At 68.8% G+C, this 21,015-nt stretch carries 17 protein-coding genes; 10 read left to right on the top strand and 7 right to left on the bottom strand.

Features of this window, described 5'->3' with window-relative positions; translation table 11 throughout:
- Positions 1-40: 40 nt before the first annotated feature.
- Positions 41-475, bottom strand: coding sequence for a DUF3093 domain-containing protein (locus D7I44_RS16765; RefSeq protein WP_120790534.1), 435 nt, complete (start codon positions 473-475; stop codon positions 41-43).
- Positions 476-529: 54 nt separating this feature from the next.
- On the opposite strand from D7I44_RS16765, the gene dut reads away from it, so the two are divergent.
- The 5 genes from dut to dxs all read left to right on the top strand — a co-directional run bounded on the left by dut (position 530) and on the right by dxs (position 7,241).
- Positions 530-1,009: a dUTP diphosphatase gene (dut, locus tag D7I44_RS16760; RefSeq protein WP_120790533.1), complete on the top strand. Its 480-nt coding sequence runs from the start codon at positions 530-532 to the stop codon at positions 1,007-1,009.
- The gene (locus D7I44_RS16755) at positions 1,006-1,602 is read left to right on the top strand and encodes a DUF3710 domain-containing protein (RefSeq protein ID WP_245979770.1); all 597 of its coding nucleotides are present in this window, start codon (positions 1,006-1,008) and stop codon (positions 1,600-1,602) included. Before dut ends, D7I44_RS16755 begins: the two co-directional genes overlap by 4 nt.
- Complete coding sequence (locus tag D7I44_RS16750; RefSeq protein WP_120790532.1) at positions 1,602-2,360, top strand: DUF3159 domain-containing protein; 759 nt, start codon at positions 1,602-1,604, stop codon at positions 2,358-2,360. Before D7I44_RS16755 ends, D7I44_RS16750 begins: the two co-directional genes overlap by 1 nt.
- A 65-nt stretch (positions 2,361-2,425) precedes the next feature.
- Positions 2,426-5,236, top strand: coding sequence for an aconitate hydratase AcnA (gene acnA / locus D7I44_RS16745; protein WP_120790531.1), 2,811 nt, complete (start codon positions 2,426-2,428; stop codon positions 5,234-5,236).
- Positions 5,237-5,300: 64 nt separating this feature from the next.
- Positions 5,301-7,241 carry a 1-deoxy-D-xylulose-5-phosphate synthase gene (dxs, locus tag D7I44_RS16740; RefSeq protein WP_120790530.1) on the top strand — a complete coding sequence of 647 codons (1,941 nt, stop codon included), beginning with the start codon at positions 5,301-5,303 and terminating at the stop codon, positions 7,239-7,241.
- Positions 7,242-7,244: 3 nt separating this feature from the next.
- On the opposite strand, the gene D7I44_RS16735 is transcribed toward dxs, so the two are convergent.
- From D7I44_RS16735 to D7I44_RS16720, 4 genes are all read right to left on the bottom strand, one after another.
- A complete protein-coding gene (locus tag D7I44_RS16735) occupies positions 7,245-9,422 on the bottom strand; it encodes a 3-hydroxyacyl-CoA dehydrogenase NAD-binding domain-containing protein (RefSeq protein ID WP_120790529.1) in 2,178 nt (725 codons plus the stop codon).
- Between the two features lie 6 nt (positions 9,423-9,428).
- Positions 9,429-10,619, bottom strand: coding sequence for a thiolase family protein (locus D7I44_RS16730; RefSeq protein WP_425459316.1), 1,191 nt, complete (start codon positions 10,617-10,619; stop codon positions 9,429-9,431).
- Between the two features lie 83 nt (positions 10,620-10,702).
- Positions 10,703-11,926: an HRDC domain-containing protein gene (locus tag D7I44_RS16725; RefSeq protein WP_120790527.1), complete on the bottom strand. Its 1,224-nt coding sequence runs from the start codon at positions 11,924-11,926 to the stop codon at positions 10,703-10,705.
- A 13-nt stretch (positions 11,927-11,939) separates the two neighbouring features.
- A complete protein-coding gene (locus D7I44_RS16720; protein WP_120790526.1) occupies positions 11,940-12,542 on the bottom strand; it encodes a DUF3000 domain-containing protein in 603 nt (200 codons plus the stop codon).
- A gap of 64 nt (positions 12,543-12,606) precedes the next feature.
- Here D7I44_RS16720 and D7I44_RS16715 point away from each other — a divergent pair, with 64 nt between their 5' ends.
- Positions 12,607-13,815 carry an alpha/beta hydrolase gene (locus D7I44_RS16715; protein WP_162940341.1) on the top strand — a complete coding sequence of 403 codons (1,209 nt, stop codon included), beginning with the start codon at positions 12,607-12,609 and terminating at the stop codon, positions 13,813-13,815.
- Here the strand turns inward: D7I44_RS16715 and D7I44_RS16710 are convergent.
- Positions 13,796-14,224, bottom strand: a complete 429-nt coding sequence (locus tag D7I44_RS16710; protein WP_120790524.1) for a SufE family protein — start codon at positions 14,222-14,224, stop codon at positions 13,796-13,798. The two genes, D7I44_RS16715 and D7I44_RS16710, sit on opposite strands and share 20 nt — an antisense overlap.
- Entirely contained in the window at positions 14,217-15,104 is an 888-nt protein-coding gene (locus D7I44_RS16705) for a sulfurtransferase (RefSeq protein ID WP_120791030.1), read from the bottom strand. Before D7I44_RS16705 ends, D7I44_RS16710 begins: the two co-directional genes overlap by 8 nt.
- A gap of 105 nt (positions 15,105-15,209) precedes the next feature.
- Here D7I44_RS16705 and zapE point away from each other — a divergent pair, with 105 nt between their 5' ends.
- The 4 genes from zapE (at position 15,210) to D7I44_RS16680 (ending at position 21,006) form a co-directional block, all read left to right on the top strand.
- Complete coding sequence (zapE, locus tag D7I44_RS16700) at positions 15,210-16,259, top strand: cell division protein ZapE (protein ID WP_120790523.1); 1,050 nt, start codon at positions 15,210-15,212, stop codon at positions 16,257-16,259.
- A gap of 213 nt (positions 16,260-16,472) precedes the next feature.
- Positions 16,473-17,744 (top strand): ammonium transporter, encoded by a 1,272-nt coding sequence (locus tag D7I44_RS16690; protein WP_120790521.1) that lies wholly within the window; start codon positions 16,473-16,475, stop codon positions 17,742-17,744.
- 135 nt (positions 17,745-17,879) lie between these two features.
- Positions 17,880-19,181 carry an ammonium transporter gene (locus D7I44_RS16685; protein ID WP_245979763.1) on the top strand — a complete coding sequence of 434 codons (1,302 nt, stop codon included), beginning with the start codon at positions 17,880-17,882 and terminating at the stop codon, positions 19,179-19,181.
- 109 nt (positions 19,182-19,290) lie between these two features.
- Positions 19,291-21,006 (top strand): TIGR03767 family metallophosphoesterase, encoded by a 1,716-nt coding sequence (locus D7I44_RS16680; RefSeq protein WP_120790520.1) that lies wholly within the window; start codon positions 19,291-19,293, stop codon positions 21,004-21,006.
- Positions 21,007-21,015 lie beyond the last annotated feature (9 nt).

The following is a 21,015-nucleotide window of genomic DNA, read 5'->3' as shown; positions in this document are numbered from 1 at the left end:
ATGGACATCGCCCCCGGAGTCCCCGGGGGCTTTTCCATGTCTAGGCTCGGCCGTTGAGCGCCGCCGCGAGCTCGCGCGGTCGGCGCGTCGACACGATCCAGTAGGGAACCGGGTCCGCGGCATCCATGATCGGCACCTTGACGATCGGCAGCGAGCCGCGCAGCAGCAGCCAGGCGCGGGCGTCGAGGCGCTGCCCGCGCTCGAGCGCCGCCTCCCTGCCGGCGAAGGACTCGACGGGCCCGATGAACTCGCGCTCGATATTGGCCCGCCCCGCCCGGAACTCTTCTGCTGTCACCTCGAGCACGGGGGCGAACCCCACGAGCAAGGCGACGATCACCGCATACATCACGATCGCCAGGATGATGCCGACGGTGCGGTTGATCGGCCAGAAGACTCCGAGGCACGCCGGCATGATCAGCGCGCACGCGACGAACAACCAGGGGGCGGCATACAGCCGCTCACGGAACAGCGTCATGAAGCAATCCCACCACGAGAACCCCTGTCAACTTTCTGCACTAGCCTCGTGGCTGTGACTGAGACCGTCGACGTGCCGATCGTCGCGCCCGCCGTTCCCGGCTACGCCCACCCCGGCGATGCGGGCGCAGACCTGGTCTCGACGGAAGCCGTGCGCATCGCCCCTGGCCAGCGGGTCACCGTCGGCACGGGCGTCGCGGTGGCGCTGCCCGACGGCTATGCCGGATTCGTCGTGCCGCGCAGCGGACTGGCCGCACGGCACGGCATCACGATCGTCAACGCACCGGGCACCGTCGATGCAGGCTATCGGGGCGAGATCAGGGTCACCCTGCTCAACACGGACTCATCGGAGTCCTACGAGGTCGCCGTCGGCGACCGCATCGCCCAGCTGGTGCTCGTTCCCGTCGCCCGTGCGACCTTCGTGCCCGTCGTGGCGCTGCCCGACAGCGTGCGCGGCACAGGCGGTTTCGGGTCGACGGGGTATTCGAGCGAGCGCATCACGGGGGAGAACACGACCACAGGAGAGAGCGCGTGAGCGACATCGAGCCGACCGAGTACGAGAAGTCCGCCCCTGAGGACCGCGAGACAGAGGGGCCGCTCGATGACGGCGAGGCGAACCCCGTCCGTCCGTACATCGACCTGGGCGGCGTCAAGGTGCTGCCGCGCGAGGGCCTGCACCTGCGCCTCGAGATCGAGGAGGAGACCCAGCGCGTCGTCGCGGTCAGCCTCGACTACGCCGGCTCGACCCTGCAGGTGCAGCCGTTCGCTTCGCCCCGTTCGAGCGGGCTCTGGCACGAGATCCGCGGCCAGATCGGCGAGCAGGTGGGCGCCCAGGGCGGGCGCGTGACGGAGCGCGACGGGGTCTTCGGCCCCGAGCTGGTCGCCGAGGTCCCCGTCGCCGGCGGCGTGCCCGGCGAGACCCGCATCGCGCGCTTCATCGGCGTCGACGGCCCGCGCTGGTTCTTGCGCGGCGTGATCTCCGGCGACGGCGCCATCAAGCCGGAGGCGGGCGAGGCGGTCGAAGACCTGTTCCGCAGCATCGTCGTCGTGCGCGGCTCTGTGCCGATGCCGCCCCGCGACCTCATCCCCCTCAAGATGCCGCCGACCCCCTCGGCACCGAGCGCCTGATGACCGACGACCGCGAAGCGCAGGGCGACGCCGAGGCGACGGATGCTTCAGCCGAGGAGTCTCTGAGCACGGCGCTCGGCGCCGCGGCGGCCAAGAACACAGGGCTGGGCGCGCTCGCGGGCGAGCAGGCGCCGAGCGGCGATGCGCTGCTGCGCGCCATGGGCGGTGTCCGCGGCATCTGCGAGGCCGTGCTGCCCGGTCTCGCCTTCATCGTCCTCTACACGGCGCTCATGACACCGCTTCCCGACACCGCGGTGCCGATCGCGCTGGGGGCATCCGTTCTCATCGCACTGGTCTTCACGGTGTGGCGCGTCGCCCGGAAGGAGAACGTGACCCAGGCGGTCGCCGGGCTCATCGGCGTCGGCGCGAGTGCGATCCTCGCGATTGCGACCAACCGGCCCGTCAACAACTTCGCGCTCGGCCTCGGCATCGACGCGCTCTACGGGCTGGCCTTCCTGGTGTCGGTGCTGGTGCGCTGGCCGATCATCGGCATCGCCGTCGGCTACCTCTACGGCGAGGGCGTCGCGTGGCGGAAGCACAAGGCGACCTACCGCGTCGCAGTCGTCTCGACACTGCTCTGGCTCGCCCTGTTCGTGGCGCGGCTGGCGGTGCAGGTGCCACTGTTCCTGGCCGGGAACACCGCGGCCCTCGCGATCACGCACCTCATCATGGGCGTGCCCCTCTATGTGCCCGTTCTGCTCGTCACGTGGCTGCTGGTGCGCGACGTGTACGCTCGCAAAAACGGCGCGCAGAGCTAGGCGCACTGCTACAGTTATCTCGACGTCAAGATAAATTCCATCGGAACGCCAAGGAGGCCGACCCCGTGTCAGCAGTCAACAGCTTCGGCGCGAAATCAACGCTCTCAGTCGGGGGAACCGACTACGAGATCTTCCGCGTCGACAGCGTAACCGGGTACGAGAAGCTCCCGTTCAGCCTCAAGATCCTGCTCGAGAACCTGCTGCGCACCGAAGACGGCGCCAACGTCACGGCCGGGCAGATCGAAGCGCTCGGCAGCTGGGTTCCGACGGCGGAGCCCGACACCGAGATCCAGTTCACGCCCGCCCGCGTCGTCATGCAGGACTTCACCGGCGTGCCCTGCATCGTCGACCTCGCCACCATGCGCGAGGCTGTCGCGGCCCTCGGCGGCGACCCGAAGAGGATCAACCCGCTCGCGCCGGCCGAGATGGTCATCGACCACTCGGTGATCGCCGACCTGTTCGGCCAGGCCGACGCGTTCGAGCGCAACGTCGAGATCGAGTACGAGCGCAACGGCGAGCGGTACCAGTTCCTGCGCTGGGGCCAGACGGCCTTCGACGACTTCAAGGTCGTGCCGCCGGGCACCGGCATCGTGCACCAGGTGAACATCGAGTACCTGGCGCGCGTCACCTTCACGCGCGAGGTCGGCGGCGTCCTGCAGGCCTACCCGGACACGCTCGTCGGCACGGACTCCCACACGACGATGGTCAACGGCCTCGGTGTGCTGGGCTGGGGCGTCGGCGGCATCGAGGCAGAGGCTGCCATGCTCGGCCAGCCCGTGTCGATGCTCATCCCCAAGGTGGTCGGCTTCAAGCTGACCGGCGCGATCCCGACCGGCGTGACCGCGACCGACGTCGTGCTCACGATCACCGACCTGCTGCGCAAGCACGGCGTGGTCGGCAAGTTCGTCGAGTTCTACGGCGAGGGGGTGAGCGCCGTGCCGCTCGCGAACCGCGCCACCATCGGCAACATGAGCCCCGAGTTCGGCTCGACCGCCGCGATCTTCCCGATCGACGACGTGACGCTCGACTACCTGCGCCTCACGGGCCGCCCCGCCGAGCAGGTCGCGCTCGTCGAGGAGTATTCGAAGCAGCAGCACCTGTGGCACGACCCGTCGCACGAGGCCGAGTACTCGGAGTACCTCGAGCTCGACCTGTCGACCGTCGTGCCGTCGATCGCCGGGCCGAAGCGCCCCCAGGACCGCATCGTGCTCTCCGAGGCGAAGACGCAGTTCGAGAAGGACCTGCCGAACTACGCCGACGGCATCGATGAGACCGACGTCGACGAGGCGATCGCCGAGACCTTCCCGGCATCCGACCCGATCGCCGTCGGCGCGCACGCGCACAACGGCGTCGCGCACCACCACGTGAGCCACGCGCCGGCCGTCGCCTCGAAGCCGTCTCAGGTGACCCTGGCCGACGGCACGAGCTACACGCTCGACCACGGAGCGGTCACGATCGCGGCGATCACCTCGTGCACCAACACGTCGAACCCGTCGGTCATGCTGGCCGCCGGCCTGCTCGCCCGCAATGCGGTGAAGAAGGGTCTCAAGGCGAAGCCGTGGGTCAAGACCACGCTGGCCCCCGGGTCGCGCGTCGTCACCGAGTATTACGAGAAGGCCGGTCTCACGCAGGACCTCGAGGACCTCGGCTTCTACACGGTCGGCTACGGCTGCACCACCTGCATCGGCAACTCGGGCCCGCTCATCGAAGAGGTCTCGGCCGCCGTCAACGACAACGACCTCGCCGTCACCGCGGTGCTCTCCGGCAACCGCAACTTCGAGGGTCGTATCAACCCCGACGTCAAGATGAACTACCTCGCCTCGCCGCCGCTCGTTGTGGCGTACGCGCTGGCCGGGTCGATGAACTTCGACTTCGAGAACGACGCTCTGGGCGCGGATGCCGAGGGCAACGGCGTCTACCTGAAGGACATCTGGCCCTCCGCGGATGAGGTGCAGTCGACGATCGACTCGTCGATCAACAACGAGATGTTCACCCGCCAGTACGCCTCGGTGTTCGAGGGCGACGACCGCTGGAAGAACCTGCCCACCCCGACCGGCTCGGTCTTCGAGTGGAGCGACGAGTCGACCTACGTGCGCAAGCCCCCGTACTTCGAGGGCATGACGCTCGAGACGAGCCCCGTCGCCGACATCGCCGGCGCGCGCGTTCTCGCCAAGCTGGGCGACTCGGTCACGACCGACCACATCAGCCCCGCGGGCTCGATCAAGAAGGACTCGCCGGCCGGGCAGTACCTCGACGCGCACGGCATCGAGTACAAGGACTTCAACTCCTACGGCTCGCGCCGTGGGAACCACGAGGTCATGATCCGCGGCACCTTCGCGAACATCCGTCTGAAGAACCAGCTGCTCGACGGCGTCGAGGGCGGGTACACCCGTGACTTCACTCAGGCCGATGGTCCGCAGTCGTTCATCTACGACGCATCCGTCAACTACAAGGCAGCCGGAACGCCGCTGGTGATCTTCGGCGGCAAGGAGTACGGATCGGGCTCGAGCCGCGACTGGGCGGCCAAGGGCACCAACCTGCTGGGCGTCAAGGCGGTCATCACCGAGAGCTTCGAGCGCATCCACCGCTCCAACCTCATCGGCATGGGCGTCGTCCCGCTGCAGTTCCCCGCGGGCGAGTCGGCCGATTCGCTCGGCCTCGACGGCACCGAGGTCGTCTCGATCTCGGGTCTCGAGCAGCTGAACGAGGGCACCACGCCGAAGACGGTGCACGTCACCGCTGAGCCGAGCGAGCACTCGCCGGCCGGCAAGCAGACGGTGGAGTTCGACGCGGTCGTCCGCATCGACACGCCCGGTGAGGCCGACTATTACCGCAACGGGGGCATCCTGCAGTACGTCCTCCGGAGCCTCGTCTAGCACACGGGTCAGCGCCGCGGTACCGCACCATGAGTGCAGGTACCGCGGCGTAACCTTTCTTACGATGTCTCTTCTCGACCAGATCCGCAGCCCGCGCGACCTCGATCGCCTGTCGGACGCGGAGCTTGTGCAGCTGGCAGCCGAGGTCCGAGAGTTCCTGATCGAGAACGTCTCGAAGACGGGCGGCCACCTGGGCCCCAACCTCGGCGTCGTCGAGCTCACGATCGCGATCCACCGTGTCTTCGAGAGCCCGAAGGACCCGATCGTCTTCGACACGGGTCACCAGGCGTACGTGCACAAGCTGCTGACGGGTCGGCGCGACTTCAGCCACCTGCGCCAGCGCGGCGGGCTGGCCGGCTACCCGCAGCGTGCGGAATCCGTTCACGACATCGTCGAGTCCTCGCACGCCTCCAGCTCGCTCTCGTGGGCGGACGGGATCAGCCGCGCCTTCACCGTGACCGGGCAGACGGGCCGCCACGTGATCGCCGTCGTCGGCGACGGCGCCCTGACGGGCGGCATGACGTGGGAGGCGCTCAACAACATCACCGACGACAACGACCGCAACCTCGTCATCGTCGTCAACGACAACGGGCGCTCGTACGCCCCGACGATCGGCGGCATGGCCCGCTTCCTCAACGGCGTGCGCACGCAGAAGACCTACCGCGACCTGTACCTCAAGTCGCGCAGCGCGGCCGACCGGCTCGGCACGCCCGGCTCTGCGCTGTACAGCGGCATGCGCGGTGCGATGCACGGATTCCTGTCGAGGGTCACCGGCAACGAGCAGCTCTACTCGAACCTCGACATCAAGTACATCGGGCCCATCAACGGGCATGACGTGGCCGCGATGGAGGAGGCTCTGCGGCAGGCGAAGAACTACGGTGCCCCCGTCATCGTGCACGCGATCACGCAGAAGGGCCGCGGCTACCAGCCCGCCCTCGACGACGAGGCCGACCAGTTCCACGCCGTCGGCCAGATCGACCCGTCGACCGGCGTGCCGCTCGCCGCCGCGGCGAGCACGCCGTCGTGGCCGTCGGTGTTCGCCGACGAGCTGCTTCAGCTCGCCGAGCGCGACCCGAAGATCGTCGGCATCACCGCCGCGATGGAGCGCTCGGTCGGCCTGCACAAGCTTGCGGAGAAGTACCCCCAGCGCGTGCACGACGTCGGCATCGCCGAGCAGCACGCCGTCGCCTCTGCCGCCGGGCTCGCGTTCGGCGGCCTGCATCCCGTCGTCGCGCTCTACGCGACCTTCATGAACCGCGCCTTCGACCAGGCGCTGATGGACGTCGCGCTGCATCGCGCCGGCGTGACCTTCGTGCTGCCGAGCTCGGGCGTCACGGGGCCGGACGGGCCGAGTCATCACGGCATGTGGGATCTCGCGCTGCTGCAGCTCATTCCCGGCATCCGCCTCGCCGCGCCCCGCGACGCCGCTCGCTTGCGCGAAGAGCTGGCGGAGGCGGTCGCCGTGCAGGACGGCCCCACCGTGGTGCGGTTCCCGAAGGGGAACGTGGGGGAGGACATCCCGGCACTGCGGCGCCTCGCCGACGGCGTCGAGGTGCTGCGCGAGTCCGACCGGAAGGACGTGCTGTTCGTCGCCGTCGGCCCGTTCGCCCGCCTCGCGCTGCAATCGGCCGAGCTGCTGGAGGCTCAGGGCATCGGCGCGACGGTCGTGGACCCGCGCTGGGTGGTTCCCGTGCCGCGCAGCATCGTCGAGCTCGCGGCCGAGTACCGCATCGTGATCAGCCTCGAAGACGGCATCCGCGTCGGCGGAGTCGGCACGCGTCTGCGGCAGGATCTGCGAGCGGCCGGCATCGACACGGCCGTCGACGAGCTGGGCCTGCCCGATGAGTTCATCGCGCACGCGACGCGCGACCAGATCCTGGCGGATGCGGGGCTCACCCCCCAGCGCATCGCCCGCGACGTCGTCGCGCAGGTGCTCGGCAGCAAGGTGCCCCGGGCCCGTGCTGCGGAAGACACGGACACCGGGGCACTGCAGCAGCGCCGCTGAGCGCTAGCCGACCAGCTGCGCCTCGCGGCTGCGCGTCTCCGCACCCACGATGCGCGGGTCGTGGAACGTGCCGCCGAAGACCCGCTCGCTCGCGCCGACGCGGTCGAGGTACGGCGTCAGACCGCCCATCTGGAACGGGAAGCCCGCGCCGAGGATGAGGGCGAGGTCGATGTCCTCAGGGGCCGAGACGACGCCCTCCTCCAGCATCCGGTGCACCTCTTCGGTGAAGCCGTCCTGCACGGCCTGCAGCACCTGCTCCTTCGTGTGCGGCGTGGCGCCCGGGTTGAGGTTCGCCTTGACGATGCGCTCGGCTTCCTTGCTGACGCCCTTCGACTTGCCCTTGGCATCCTTCTCGATCAGCTGGCCGGCAGCCGCGACGCGGTGCAGGTTCTCGGAGCGGTAGAAGCGGTCCGGCCATGCGGCGTGGTGGGTGTCGAGCACGTGCGCGCCGACCTTGAGCCCGACCAGATCGAGCAGCACCGACGGGGGCATCGGCAGGCCGAGGGGCGCGAGCGCCTCGTCGACCACACTGAACGGCGTGCCGTCGTCGACGGCGCGCATCGACTCGCCGAGCACCTTCGCGAGCACGCGGTTCACGACGAACCCGGTCGAGTCGGTCGTGATGATCGCGTTCTTCTTGAGGTTCTTCGCGACGGCCATCGCGGTGGCGACGGTCGTGTCGTCGGTCTGCGGAGCCTTGACGACCTCGATCAGCGGCATGACCGCGACCGGGTTGAAGAAGTGGAAGCCGACGAGCCGCTCGGGGTGCTCGAGCTTCGCACCGATCGCGTCGACCGACAGCGACGAGGTGTTCGTCGCGAACACTGCCTCGGGCGACACGATCTTCTCGAACTCAGCGAAGACGTCCTGCTTCACAGAGAGCTCCTCGAAGACGGCCTCGATGACCCAGTCGCAGTCCGCGTATTGCGAACGGTCGGTCGTGCCGGAGATGAGGCCCTTCAGCTTGTTGTGCTGATCGGGGTTCAGCCGGCCCTTGTCCGCCAGCTTCTGCAGCTCGTCGTGGATGTACGCGAGGCCCTTGTCGACGCGCTCCTGGTCGAGGTCGGTGATGACGACCGGCACCTCGAGGCGGCGCAGGAAGAGCAGCGCGAACTGGCTCGCCATCAGGCCGGCGCCGATCACGCCGACCTTGCCGACCTTCTTCGCCAGCGACTTGTCCGGTGCGCCCACGGGGCGCTTTGCCCGGTGCTGCACCAGGTTGAATGCGTAGATGGATGCCGCGAACTGATCGCCCGAGATGAGATCGGCCAGCGCGTCGTCCTCGCGGGCGAAGCCCGCCTCGATGTCGCCGTCCTTCGCCTTCGACAGCAAGTCGAGCGCCACGTAGGGGGATTTCGGCACCGTGCCGATGCGGCTCTCGAGGGAGTCGCGTGCGATCTTGATCGCGACCGGCCACTTGACGGTGCGCTCGATGCGCCCCGGCTGGTTCGGGCGCTCGACCTTCGTCGAGCCGGCGAGCACGCCGTCGGCCCACTTCAGCGAGTCCTCGAGGTAGTTCACATGGTCGAACATCGCGTCGAAGATGCCGAGCTCGTAGGCATCCTTCGCGCTCAGCATGCGGTTCATCTTGAGCGGGTTCTCGATCACGACCTTGAGGGCGTTCTCGATGCCGATGAGGTTCGGCAGCAGGGTCGCGCCACCCCAGCCGGGAATGATGCCGAGGAAGACCTCGGGAAGCGCGATGGCCGCTGCCGACGAGTCCACCGTGCGATACGTCGAGTTCAGCGGGATCTCGACGCCGCCGCCGAGGGCGAGGCCGTTCACGAACGCGAACGACGGCACGCCCAGCTTGCCAAGCTTCAGGTAGGTGGCGTGGCCGAGCTGAGCCAGCAGCTTCGCCGCGTCGCGGCTGGGGATCTCGGTCACCTTGCTGAGGTCTGCGCCCGCCGCGAGGATGAACGGCTTGCCGGTGATGCCGACCGCGTCGATCTCACCGGCGGCCGCGCGCTTCGTGAGCTCGTCGAGCACGCCGGAGAGCTCGATCAGGGTGGCCGGCCCGAGCGTCGAGGGTCGGGTGTGATCGCGGCCGTTGTCGAGGGTGATCAGCGCGAGCCTCTTGCCGCTCGGCAGCGCGACGTCCTTGACGAACGAATGGGTGACGACCTCGTCATCGCTGAACTGCAGCAGGGGCGAGAAGTCGATCTTCGAGTAGTCAGTCATCGCGACTTATGCCTTTCCGTTCCAATTCGGGTTCTCCCAGATGACCGAGCCGCCCTGGCCGAGGCCCACGCACATGGCCGTCAGGCCGTAGCGCACCTCGGGGTGCTCGGCGAACTGGCGCGCGAGCTGCATCATGAGACGGGGGCCGGATGCTGCGAGCGGGTGCCCGATCGCGATGGCGCCGCCCCACAGGTTGACGCGCGGGTCGTCGTCGTCGATGCCGAAGTGGTCGAGGAACGAGAGCACCTGCACGCTGAAGGCCTCGTTCAGCTCGAAGAGGCCGATGTCGTCGATGGCGAGCCCCGCCTTGCGCAGCGCCTTCTCGGTGCTCGGCACCGGGCCGAGACCCATCACCTCAGGCTCGACGCCTGCGAACGCGAAGTTGACGAGGCGCATCTTCGGGGTGAGGCCGTACTTCTCGACAGCCTCGCCGCTCGCGATGAGCGACATGGTCGCTCCGTCGGTGAGCGGGGAGGAGTTGCCCGCGGTGACCCGGCCGTGCGGGCGGAACGGAGTCTTGAGAGTGGCGAGGCCCTCCATCGTGGTGGCGGGGCGGCGGCCTTCGTCCTCGGTGGCGAGGCCCCAGCCGGCGGTGCTCTGGATGGCGACCGACACAAGGTCCGGCTGGATCTTGCCTGCCTGGTACGCGGCCTCGACCTTCTGCTGGCTGCGCATGCCGTAGAAGTCGCTGCGCTCCTTGGTCAGCGACGGGAACCGGTCGTGGATGCGCTCGGCGGTGTTGCCCATGAAGAGTGCGTCCTGCGCGACCATCTTCTCGGTCAGAAAGCGCGGGTTCGGGTCCGCGTCGAGGCCCATCGGGTGGCGCCCCATGTGCTCGACGCCGCCGGCGAGGGCCACGTCGTACGCGCCGAAGCCGATGGCCGACGCCATCGTGGTGACGCTGGTCATGCCGCCCGCGCACATGCGGTCGATGGCGAAGCCGGGAACCGACTTCGGCAGGCCGGCGAGGATCGCCGCCGTGCGGCCGAGAGTCAGGCCCTGGTCGCCCTGCTGGGTGGTCGCCGCGATGGCGACGTCGTCGATGGCGTCCTTCGGGAGGTTCGGGTTGCGCTCAAGCAGGCCGACTGTCGCCTTCACCACAAGGTCGTCTGCGCGGGTTCCCCAGTACATCCCCTTCTCGCCCGCCCGCCCGAAGGGGGTCCTGGCGCCGTCGACGAAATACACCTCGGCTGTCATGGCCACACTGCCTTTCCAAGTTCGTGGATTCTCATCGATCCTAGGAATCCGGGTGCGCCGCGGGCCGAATGGACTGTCGGAACCTACGAAGCGCTCTCTTCATCCTCTGCCGCAGGCTGTTCGGCCTCCACAAAGGCGGCGGCGATGAGCGACGCCGTGGCTTCGATCTGCCAGGGGCGCGCGCCCCCTGCGGCGAGCTGCTCGCCGATGGACCGCGCATCGATGTCGGCCGGCGGCTCCCATGCGGCGCGGCGCAGCAGCTCGGGCGTCAGAACGTTCTCGACCGGGATCTCGTGCTCGTCCGCGTAGGCGACCACGCGCTCGCGCGCGAGGCGATACCGGGCATCCGCCTCGGGATTGCGGTCGGCCCACGCGCGCACGGGCGGCACGTGGTCGCCCGATGGCCGAGACACCGGCAGGTCGTCCGTCGTGCGGCCGAGCTCGACGGCGTTCCACCACCGGTCGAGCGCGCTGCGGCTTGCGCGCCCCGTGAACTCCTTGAGGTCGGCGAGCTCCCGTTTCGATGCGGGCATCGCCTTCGCGACGGCCGTCAGGGCGGCATCGGGCACCAGCCGCCCCGGTGCGGAGTCCTTCTCCCTTGCCAGCTCATCGCGTGCGATCCAGAGCTCGCGGGCGACGGCGAGATTGCGCACACCGCGCACCGCATGGATGCCTGACAGCCGTCGCCACGGCTCGGCGCGGGGCGCCTTCGCCTCTTTCACCAGCTCTCCGTGGAACTCCTGCCTGGCGATCTCGGTCTTGTGACTCTCCTCGAGCAGCTTCTCGACCTCGTCGCGCAGATCCACCAGCAGCTCGACATCGAGAGCCGCATAGGTCAGCCAGGACTGGGGGAGCGGGCGGGTCGACCAGTCGGCGGCCGAATGCTCCTTGGCCAGGTGGATGCCGAGCAGGCTCTCGGTGAGCGGGCCGAGCCCGACGCGCGGCAGCCCGAGCAGGCGCGCGGCCAGCTCGGTGTCGAAGATCTCGACAGGGTCGAGGCCGACGTCGCGCAGACAGGCGAGATCCTGGCTGGCCGCGTGCAGCACCCACTCCGCGCCGACGATCGCCTCCTGCAGAGCGGTGAGGTCGTGGCCGACCTCGGGCTCGAGCGCCACGGGGTCGAACAGGAAGACCCCGGAACCCCTGCGGAAGACCTGAATCAGATACGCGCGCTGCGAGTACCGGAATCCGCTCGCCCTCTCCGCATCGACCGCGACGGGCCCGTGCCCGCCTGCAAGGGCCGCCACCGCGGCCTCGTAATCGGCGGCGGTGGCGGTCACCGAATACTCGACGGCGTTGTTCGTCACAGTGGCTTTCGTATCAGGCACGCTTGCTCTTGGGTCTCCTCAGTGAGAGTACGCTCACACCCTCCGCCGTCGGGGGGATTCCGGCCAGCATGCACACCAGATCGCCCCATGCCTCGACGTGGGAGGCGAGGTCGAAGTCAGTCGGGGTCCACGAGGCGCGCAGCTCGATCTGGGCGCCGTCGCCCTGCTTCGCGAGCTGGCCGAAGCCGGTCGAGATGATCTTGGTCGCGGTGCCGGAGGCCGAGTGGTACCCGGTATGCCGGCTCTCGAGGGCGTCCACCAACCACGACCACGTCACGTCCGCGAGGAACGGGTCGAGGCCGATGTCGGTCTCGAGTGGCGCCTGCGCGAAGCACACGACCCGGAAATTCCCGCCCCATTCCTCGGAGCCCTCCGGGTCGTGGAGCAGCACGAACCGCCCGGTGCCGAGCTCGGAGTCGACGCCGTGCCGCTCGGGCGTCACGTCAGCGGCAAGCGCGAACGACTCCGGAGCGAGCTGTCCGGGGGCGCTGATCGGCGTGAGGCGCAGATCAGGCCGGATGACAGCCTGCTTGATGGAATCCAACGCGGCGGTGAACTCAGGCGAGGCCCCGCGCCCGGACGGTGTGGACGACACAGCAAGAACATTAGGGTTCAAGGTGAGGGTGCGCGATCAGGCACGCCGCGCGAAGGGGGTCGACATGGCCGGTTGGCGCAGGCGCGTCGGTTATCCGCTGGTGTTCGGCGCAGTCGGGGCCGCGACCTTCGCGGTCGTGGCCGCCGCGTCGTCGGTGCTCATCGCGCGCAAGGTGCTGACGCCGCCGCGGCGCCGCGACGAGGACGTCATCGTCCGAGCTGTGGCACCCGACGCGTCCGTCATCACCCTCTCGCCGACACCGGAGTCCCTGCTGCGCGGCGACTACAGCTTCTGGTTCGACCACGACGCGGGGCACGCGCGCCTCGGTCCGATCCTCTCGCGCAGCGGCGTCTCGGTGACACGCCGCGTCGAGCGCGTCAGCTTCGGCGACCTGACGCGGGCGAAGCGCGGGCGCATCAGCGGCTGGTGGTATGTGCGGCCGGAGGAGCTCGGCGTGCCGGTGAAATCGATCGGCATCGACACCGACGGGGGAGTGGCGCCCGCCTGGCGCTTCAATGCGCCGAAAGGCGACGACGGCGTGCGCAGCGGGAAGTGGGCGATCCATGTGCACGGTCGCGGAACGCAGCGGCAGGAGTGCCTGCGCGCCGTGCCGACCTTCCGCGAGCACGGCTGGACGAGCCTCGTCATCTCCTACCGCAACGACGGCGACGGCCCGCGCAGCGACGATGGCCGATACGGCCTCGGCTCGACGGAGTGGCGCGACGTCGAGGCAGCGATCGAGTACGCCGTCGACCACGGCGCCACCGACATCGTGATCATGGGCTGGTCGATGGGCGGTGCGATCGCGCTGCAGGCCGTCACCCGGTCGCCGCACTCCGAGCTGATCCGCGGGGTGGTGCTCGACTCGCCGGTGATCGACTGGGTCGACACGCTGCGCTACCAGGCGGGCGAGCTGCACGTGCCGGACCCGATCACCGAGAGCGCTCTCAAGATCCTCGACGCGCCGTGGGGCGGCCACCTGACGGGCGCCGCCGCGCCGATCGGCCTGCCGGAGCTCGACTTCGTGCAGCGTGCCGATGTGCTGAGCACGCCGATCCTGCTGCTGCACAGCGATGACGACGGCTACGTGCCCGCGTACGCCTCGCGAGCCCTCGCAGCCAGGCGCCCCGACATCGTGACGTTCGTGCGGTTCACACGCGCGCGCCACACGAAGCTATGGAACTTCGACCCGAAGAAGTGGACGAAGGCGATCAGCAGGTGGCTCGACCAGCTCGACGTCGGAGACGGGACGCCTACGCCGCCCGGCGTTTGACGGTCACCTGGTGCTTCGCGCGCCCCAGCAGCGCGCCCATGCCACGCAGCCGCAGCGGCGACACCGCCTGGGTGAGCCCGAGCGTCTGCGGGTAGTCGTCCGGCACGGCCAGCACCTCGTCTGCCGTGAGCCCGGCGAGCCCCTGCACCAGGATCGACGCGAAGCCGCGCGTCGTCGGCGACTCCTTCGGCGCGGTGACGAACAGATGCACCACGTCCTCATCGTCGACCTCGACGAACAGGAACACCGGGCTCTGGCACTCGGCGACGCGCTCGAACAGGTCGGGGTGGTCCTGGTACCGCTCCGGCAGCTCCGGCAGCTCGTTCGAGAACTCGAGCAGCAGCTGAAGCCGCTCGCTCTGCGTCAGCGCGAGGAACTCGTCCCTGATCTCCGCGAGCGCGTCAGGCATCCGCACCCTGCTTGATCGGCACGCGCACGGCCGAACCCCACTCGGTCCACGAGCCGTCGTAGTTCTTCACGTTCTCGAAGCCCAGCAGGTGCGTGAGCACGAACCAGGTGTGGCTCGATCGCTCGCCGATGCGGCAGTACGCGATGACGTCGTCGCCGGGCTTCAGGCCAGCGCCGCCGAGGTACACCTCTTCCAGCTCCGCGCGGGTCCTGAAGGTCGCGTCCGCGGCGGCTGCCTTCGCCCACGGCACGGATGCCGCCGACGGGATGTGCCCGGCCCGCAGAGCGCCCTCCGTCGGATAGCCGGGGATCTCGGTGCGCTCGCCCGTGTACTCCTCGAAGCTGCGCACGTCGATCAGCGGGCGGCGGGCACCGAGGTGGGCGAGCACGTCGTCCTTGAAGGCGCGCACGGCCGAGTCATCGCGGGTGACGACCGGGTAGTCGACGGATGCCACGGCGGAAGGCTCCGTCGTCACCTCGCGCCCCTCGGCGATCCACTTGTCACGGCCGCCGTCGAGGAGCCGCACGTCCTCGTGGCCGAACAGCGTGAACACCCACAATGCGTAGGCCGCCCACCAGTTGTTCTTGTCGCCGTAGATGACGACGGTCGAGTCGCGCGAGATGCCCTTGGAGCCGAGCACCTGCGCGAAGCCCTCGCCGTCGATGTAGTCGCGCACAACGGGGTCGTTGAGGTCGGTGTGCCAATCGATCTTGACGCTGCCGGGGATGTGGCCGGTCTCGTACAACAGCACATCCTCGTCGGATTCCACGACGACCAGCCCGGGTTCGCCGAGGTGCGCGGCGAGCCACTCGCTCGAGACGAGCCGCTCGGGGTGCGCATAGGCGGCGAACTTCTCGTACGGGTCTGCCTGGACGGTCATCATGTGCTCCTCAACTAGGCTTGACTGACGTTCCCAACGCTAGGCGCGTGCGTGCAATGCCGCATCGGCCGCGGGTAAGACTTCGACATCTGACTGAGCACCCGCATGACGCTGACCAGCCTCACCCAGCTCGCGCCCACCATCACGGGTGAGCAGCTGCTGGCGAGCCTCACCCCGCCCGCGCAGTTCGCTCACGCGAGCTTCGACGACTACCGACCCGACGTCGACTACCCATCGCAGCAGCAGGCGGTTGACGCACTGCGCGCGTTCTCGGCCGGTGCGGCAGAGAAGAAGGGCGGTGGATTCCTGGGGCTGGGCCGCCGCAAGAAGCAGGACGACCCCGAGCAGAAGCCCGGCATCTACCTCGACGGCGGATTCGGCGTCGGCAAGACGCACCTGCTCGCAGCGCTCTGGCACGCGGCATCCGGTCGCAAGCTGTTCGGCACCTTCATCGAGTACACCGCCCTCGTCGGCGCGCTCGGCTACGCGAAGACCGTCGAGCTGCTACGGGGCTCCTCTCTCATCTGCATCGACGAGTTCGAGCTCGACGACCCCGGCGACACGATGATGATGACGCGGCTCATCACCGACCTGGTAGGAAGCGGCACGCGCTTCGCCGCGACCAGCAACACGCCGCCGAACGCGCTCGGCGAGGGTCGGTTCGCGGCGAGCGACTTCCTGCGCGAGATCCATGCGATGTCGGGCAACTTCACCACCCTGCGCATCGACGGCCTCGATTTCCGCCGCCGGGCGACGAGCGGCGAGGCGGTCGTGACGGACGGCGCGGGCGTGGCCGCCGCTGTCGATGCCGCACGCGCGGCCGGCCGCGTCGCGACCCGAGACGACTTCACCGTCTTCGTCGACCATCTCGCCACCGTGCACCCGTCGCGCTACCTGCTGATGGTCGACGGCGTCGATCTGATCGCCCTCGACGACGTCGTGCAGCTGCACGATCAGATGCAGGCGCTGCGGCTCGTGGCCTTCATCGACAGGGCGTACGACGCGGAGCTGCCGATCGTCGCTTCCGGCACGCCGCTGTCCGCGGTGTTCGACGAGCCGATGTTGAACGGCGGGTTCCGGAAGAAGTACCTCCGGTCGGTGTCGCGCATGATCGCCCTGACCGCCGCCCCGCCAACGGGGGACAATCCGAGCTGATTGCCACCGGCTTCCCGGCAATCGGAAACACGATGTTTACGCATCTCATTTCACCGTAACGACGTCGAAACACACTTCGATAAGACGTGAAACCTCTTCTCGCGAAACTGGCCGAGTCCTAGCAACCCGAAGAGAGAGGTACCTGACGTCATGTCGGTTCTCACCACTGCGACAACGGACGCGATCACCAACAACTTGAATTCGTTGTGGCTGATGGTCGCCGCCGCCCTCGTGCTCATCATGACGCCTGGCGTCGCGTTCTTCTACGGCGGCATGGTCCGCGCCAAGTCGGTCATCAACATGATGATGATGAGCTTCGGCGCGATCGCGCTCGTCTCCGTGCTGTGGGTCATCTACGGCTACTCGATGTCTTTCTCATCGGGCGACGGCTGGCTGATCCCGCACGTTCTCGCCAACCCCTTCCACGACTTCCTGCTGCACAACGAGATCCACTTCAAGGGCGGAACTGAGCTCGGTCTGCAGAGCCTCGACGTGCACGGCCTCGCGTTCGCCGGCTTCCAGGCGACGTTCGCCATCATCACCGTCGCCCTGATCTCGGGTGCCATCGCCGACCGCGCCAAGTTCGGCGCGTGGATGGTCTTCGCGGGCATCTGGGTCACCGTGGTGTACTTCCCGGTCGCCAGCTGGGTGTTCAACTTCACCGTCGGCGGCAGCACCGCGGGCGGCTGGGGTCAGCATGGCTTCTCAGACGGCGGGTGGTCGGTCTGGGGCCTCGGCGTCAACGACTTCGCGGGTGGCACGGCGGTCCACATCAACGCCGGTGCGGCCGGCCTCGCTCTCGCCCTCGTCCTCGGCAAGCGCGTCGGATTCGCGAAGGGCATGGCCAAGCCCCACAACGTGCCGCTGACCCTGCTCGGCGCCTCGCTGCTGTGGTTCGGCTGGTTCGGCTTCAACGCCGGCTCCGAAGGCGCCGTCGACGGCATCTCGGCCCTCGCGTGGGTCAACACCCTCGCAGCTCCGGCCGCAGCCACCATCGGCTGGCTCATCACCGAGAAGATCAAGGACGGCAAGCCCACCTCGATCGGCGCCGCCTCGGGCGCTGTCGCGGGCCTGGTCGCCATCACCCCGGCCTGTAACATCCTGTCGCCCGGCTGGGGCATCGTCCTCGGTCTGATCACCGGTGCGATCTGCTGCCTCGCGATCGAGCTCAAGTGGCGTCTCGGCTTCGACGACTCGCTCGACGTGGTCGGCGTCCACCTCATCGGCGGTCTCGTCGGCACCCTCTACATCGGCTTCTTCGGCAACGGCATCGGCCTCCTCGACACCGGCTCGTTCTACCAGCTCGGTGCGCAGGCGATCGGCGCCTTCGGCGTCGCGATCTACTCCTTCGTGCTCGCGTTCGTCATCGGCTGGATCATCCAGAAGACGATGGGCTTCCGCATCACGAGCGAGGACGAGAGCGCAGGCGTCGACTCGGTGGTCCACGGCGAAGAGAGCTACGCGCTCGACGCCGCCATCGGCTGAGGCATCCGCACTCACTGCATACCCGAACAGAAGGGCCGCCGGTTCACCGGCGGCCCTTCGTCGTCGAAACATCCCGTTAACACCGAGCCAGGAGACTGACACAACCCCGAAACATACGAGAGGCGAGCCCCAGCAATGTCGGTCCTCAACGGCGACTCCCAATGGCTGATGATCTGCGCAGCCCTCGTGCTGCTGATGACGCCGGGCCTCGCCTTCTTCTACGGCGGCATGGTCCGCGCGAAGTCCGTCATCAACATGATGATGATGAGCTTCGGCGCCATCGCCCTGGTGAGCGTGCTGTGGCTGCTCTACGGCTATTCGATGTCGTTCGGCGTCGCCGACGCGTCGGGCCGCATCACCGACTGGCTGATACCGCACGTGCTGCTCAACCCGTTCGCGAACGTCGGCCTGCATGACTTCCTGCCGATCCACGCCGACGGCACCATGTCGGCGCTCAACGCCCACGACACCTACTCGCTCGCGTTCGCCGGCTTCGAGGCGACCTTCGCGATCATCACCGTGGCACTCATCTCGGGCGCGATCGCCGACCGTGCGAAGTTCGGCGCCTGGATGATCTTCGCCGGCGTCTGGGTCACCGTCGTCTACTTCCCGGTCGCGAGCTGGGTGTTCAACTTCACGACGGATGCCAGCGGCAGAGTCGTCGACGGCGGCTGGCTGGTGCACCGGCTCGGCCTCAGCGACTTCGCGGGCGGCACCGCCGTCGAGATCAACTCGGGGGCGGCCGCGCTCGCCCTCGCGATCGTGCTCGGGCGGCGCATCGGGTTCACGAAGGGCATGGCCAAGCCGCACAACGTGCCGCTCACCCTGATCGGCGCCGCGCTGCTGTGGTTCGGCTGGTTCGGGTTCAACTCGGGGTCGGCGCTCGGGGTGAACACCTCGGCGGCGCTCGCGTGGGTGAACACGCTGGCCGCGCCCGCCGCCGCGACCATCGGATGGATGGTCGCCGAGAGGCTCAAAGAGGGCAAGCCGACGTCGATCGGGGCGGCGTCCGGCGCGGTCTCCGGCCTCGTCGCCATCACCCCGGCCGGCAACGTGCTGACGCCGGGCTGGGCGATGGTGCTCGGTGTCGTCACCGGCGTGCTCTGCTGCCTCGCCGTCGAGTTGAAGTGGCGATTCGGGTTCGACGACTCGCTCGATGTCGTCGGCATCCACCTCGTCGGCGGCCTCATCGGCACCCTGTTCATCGGCTTCTTTGGCGCCGGGATCGGGCTGCTCGACACGGGCTCATTCCGTCAGCTCGGCGTGCAGGCGATCGGCTCCATCGCGGTCGGCATCTACTCGTTCGCCATCGCCTACGCGATCGGCTGGGCGCTGCAGAAGACGATCGGCTTCCGCATCACCAACGAGGACGAGAGCGCGGGAGTCGACAGCATCGTTCACGGTGAGGAGAGCTACGCGCTCGACCCGCGGTTCTGATCCGCTGACCCGGTCCGTTCACCGGCAGGTACGGATGCCGCGACCGTTGTTCACCGGACACGGGCACTGAGGCCACCTCAGAGCAACCCGCGCTGGCGAGCCTGGCCGCGTGCAGAAGGTGTCTCGACGCACGGCCCTGATCGGTGGGGCCGGTGTCCTCGCACTCGCTCCAACCGCACTGGCCGTCGGTCTCGCGCCGCGCAGGTTCGCCGCGGCGCTCGTGCCCGCCGCGCACCGACCGCTCGAGACCCGGGGCACGACGCTCGAGTCCGCGGCGGCGCCGCAAGGGAACGGCCCCTACCGGCGCCTCACCGCTGGTCCCGGCTATGCGCCTGTGCTGCGCGAGGACCTGGCGTCACGGGCATCCGCCACCCCGTCTCTCATTCCGCTCGCCGCCGTCGTGCAACTCACCGACCTGCACATCGTCGACGCGCAGTCGCCCGCTCGGTTCGAGATGTTCTCTGCGGCGAACGGCTCCGCGTTCCGACCGCAGGAGGCCCTCGGCACCCACGGAGCGGCGCGCCTCATCGCACGCATCAACGCGATCGGCGCAGCGCCGTTCACCGGGCGCGCGCTCGACGCGGTCGTCTCCACCGGCGACAACACCGACAACGGCGAGACGCTGGAACTCGACTGGTACCTCGCCGCGCTGAGCGGCGGCCAGGTCGTCGCGAACTCGGGCTCGCGCACCCTGTGGGAGGGCGCACAGAGCTCGGGCAGACCGCAGTGGTACAACCCCGAATCGCCCGTCGCCGATGTCTACAAGAAGGCGGGATTCCCCGAGCTGCCCGGGTTCTTCGGCCGCGTGGCCGCGCCCCACACCAGCGCGGGCCTCGCTGTGCCCTGGTACGCCGTCTTCGGCAACCACGACGACTCGGTCTGCGGCTCGCTCTCGAATCTGCACTCCGCATGGGACGACGTCTACACAGGCGACGTCAAGTTCACACGATTCACGACGGATGCCGCGAACGCGGCAGTGCACACGCTCTGGACCACCTCGGCGACGACTGCCGCTGCACGCGGCGCCGTGCGCGAGCTCGGCGAACTGCCCGCCCTCGACCGGCAGTGGGAGGTCACCGCCGACGAGCGTCGCCGCCCGTTCAGCAAGGCTGAGTACATCGGCACGCATCTCGCGCCAGAGAACACGGGTCCCGGCCCCGTCGGCCACGGCTTCACCGCCGACGACCTCGCGGCCGGCCGCACCTACTACACGGCTCAGCTCGCGCCCGGCGTGCTCGGCGTCTCGCTCGATTCGACGACGCCCGCGGGCCTCGCCCACGGCTCGCTAACCGATCAGCAGTTCCGCTGGCTCGAGCAGACGCTCGCCGCGCATCCCGACGAATACATCGTCGTGTTCAGCCACCACACGAGCACCTCGATGGACAACCCGCTGCCCGACCCGGACGACCCCGCGTCGCCGTGCCACAGCGGCGACGAGGTGCGGAACGTCCTGCACCGGCATCCCCAGGTCGTCGCCTGGGTCAACGGCCACGTGCACGCCAACCGGATCACGCCGCAGCGGGGGAGCGATGCCCTGCACTCGTTCTGGGAGATCACGACGGCGAGCCACATCGACTTCCCGCAGCAGGCGCGCATCATCGAGCTCGCGCGCAGCGGGCGCGGACTGCTGTCGATCTTCACGACGCTCATCGAGTCCGATGCGCCGTATCAGGCCGGCTACAGCGACGGGTCACAGACGGCACTCGCCTCGCTCTACCGCGAGCTGTCGTTCAACGACCCGCATCGGGCGCCGGGCCATGAGGGCGAGCCGACCGACCGGAACACCGAGCTGCTGCTCGCCGACCCCCTCGGCAGTGCTCTCTAGCCCACAGCG

The sequence above is a fragment of the Gryllotalpicola protaetiae genome (assembly GCF_003627055.1).
Classification (GTDB): Bacteria; Actinomycetota; Actinomycetes; order Actinomycetales; family Microbacteriaceae; genus Gryllotalpicola; species Gryllotalpicola protaetiae.
This window is presented reverse-complemented; position numbering and strand designations above follow the sequence as displayed.

Bases quoted from the DNA above. Each gene is read 5' to 3' on its own strand.
- D7I44_RS16710 (WP_120790524.1), bottom strand. From the start codon at position 14,224: ATGCCTGACGCGCTCGCGGAGATCAGGGACGAGTTCCTCGCGCTGACG.
- zapE (WP_120790523.1), top strand. From the start codon at position 15,210: ATGACGCTGACCAGCCTCACCCAGCTCGCGCCCACCATCACGGGTGAG.
- D7I44_RS16730 (WP_425459316.1), bottom strand. From the start codon at position 10,619: ATGACAGCCGAGGTGTATTTCGTCGACGGCGCCAGGACCCCCTTCGGG.
- D7I44_RS16750 (WP_120790532.1), top strand. From the start codon at position 1,602: ATGACCGACGACCGCGAAGCGCAGGGCGACGCCGAGGCGACGGATGCT.
- D7I44_RS16735 (WP_120790529.1), bottom strand. From the start codon at position 9,422: ATGACTGACTACTCGAAGATCGACTTCTCGCCCCTGCTGCAGTTCAGC.
- D7I44_RS16690 (WP_120790521.1), top strand. From the start codon at position 16,473: ATGGTCGCCGCCGCCCTCGTGCTCATCATGACGCCTGGCGTCGCGTTC.
- D7I44_RS16715 (WP_162940341.1), top strand. From the start codon at position 12,607: ATGGCCGGTTGGCGCAGGCGCGTCGGTTATCCGCTGGTGTTCGGCGCA.
- D7I44_RS16705 (WP_120791030.1), bottom strand. From the start codon at position 15,104: ATGACCGTCCAGGCAGACCCGTACGAGAAGTTCGCCGCCTATGCGCAC.
- D7I44_RS16685 (WP_245979763.1), top strand. From the start codon at position 17,880: ATGTCGGTCCTCAACGGCGACTCCCAATGGCTGATGATCTGCGCAGCC.
- D7I44_RS16765 (WP_120790534.1), bottom strand. From the start codon at position 475: ATGACGCTGTTCCGTGAGCGGCTGTATGCCGCCCCCTGGTTGTTCGTC.
- dxs (WP_120790530.1), top strand. From the start codon at position 5,301: ATGTCTCTTCTCGACCAGATCCGCAGCCCGCGCGACCTCGATCGCCTG.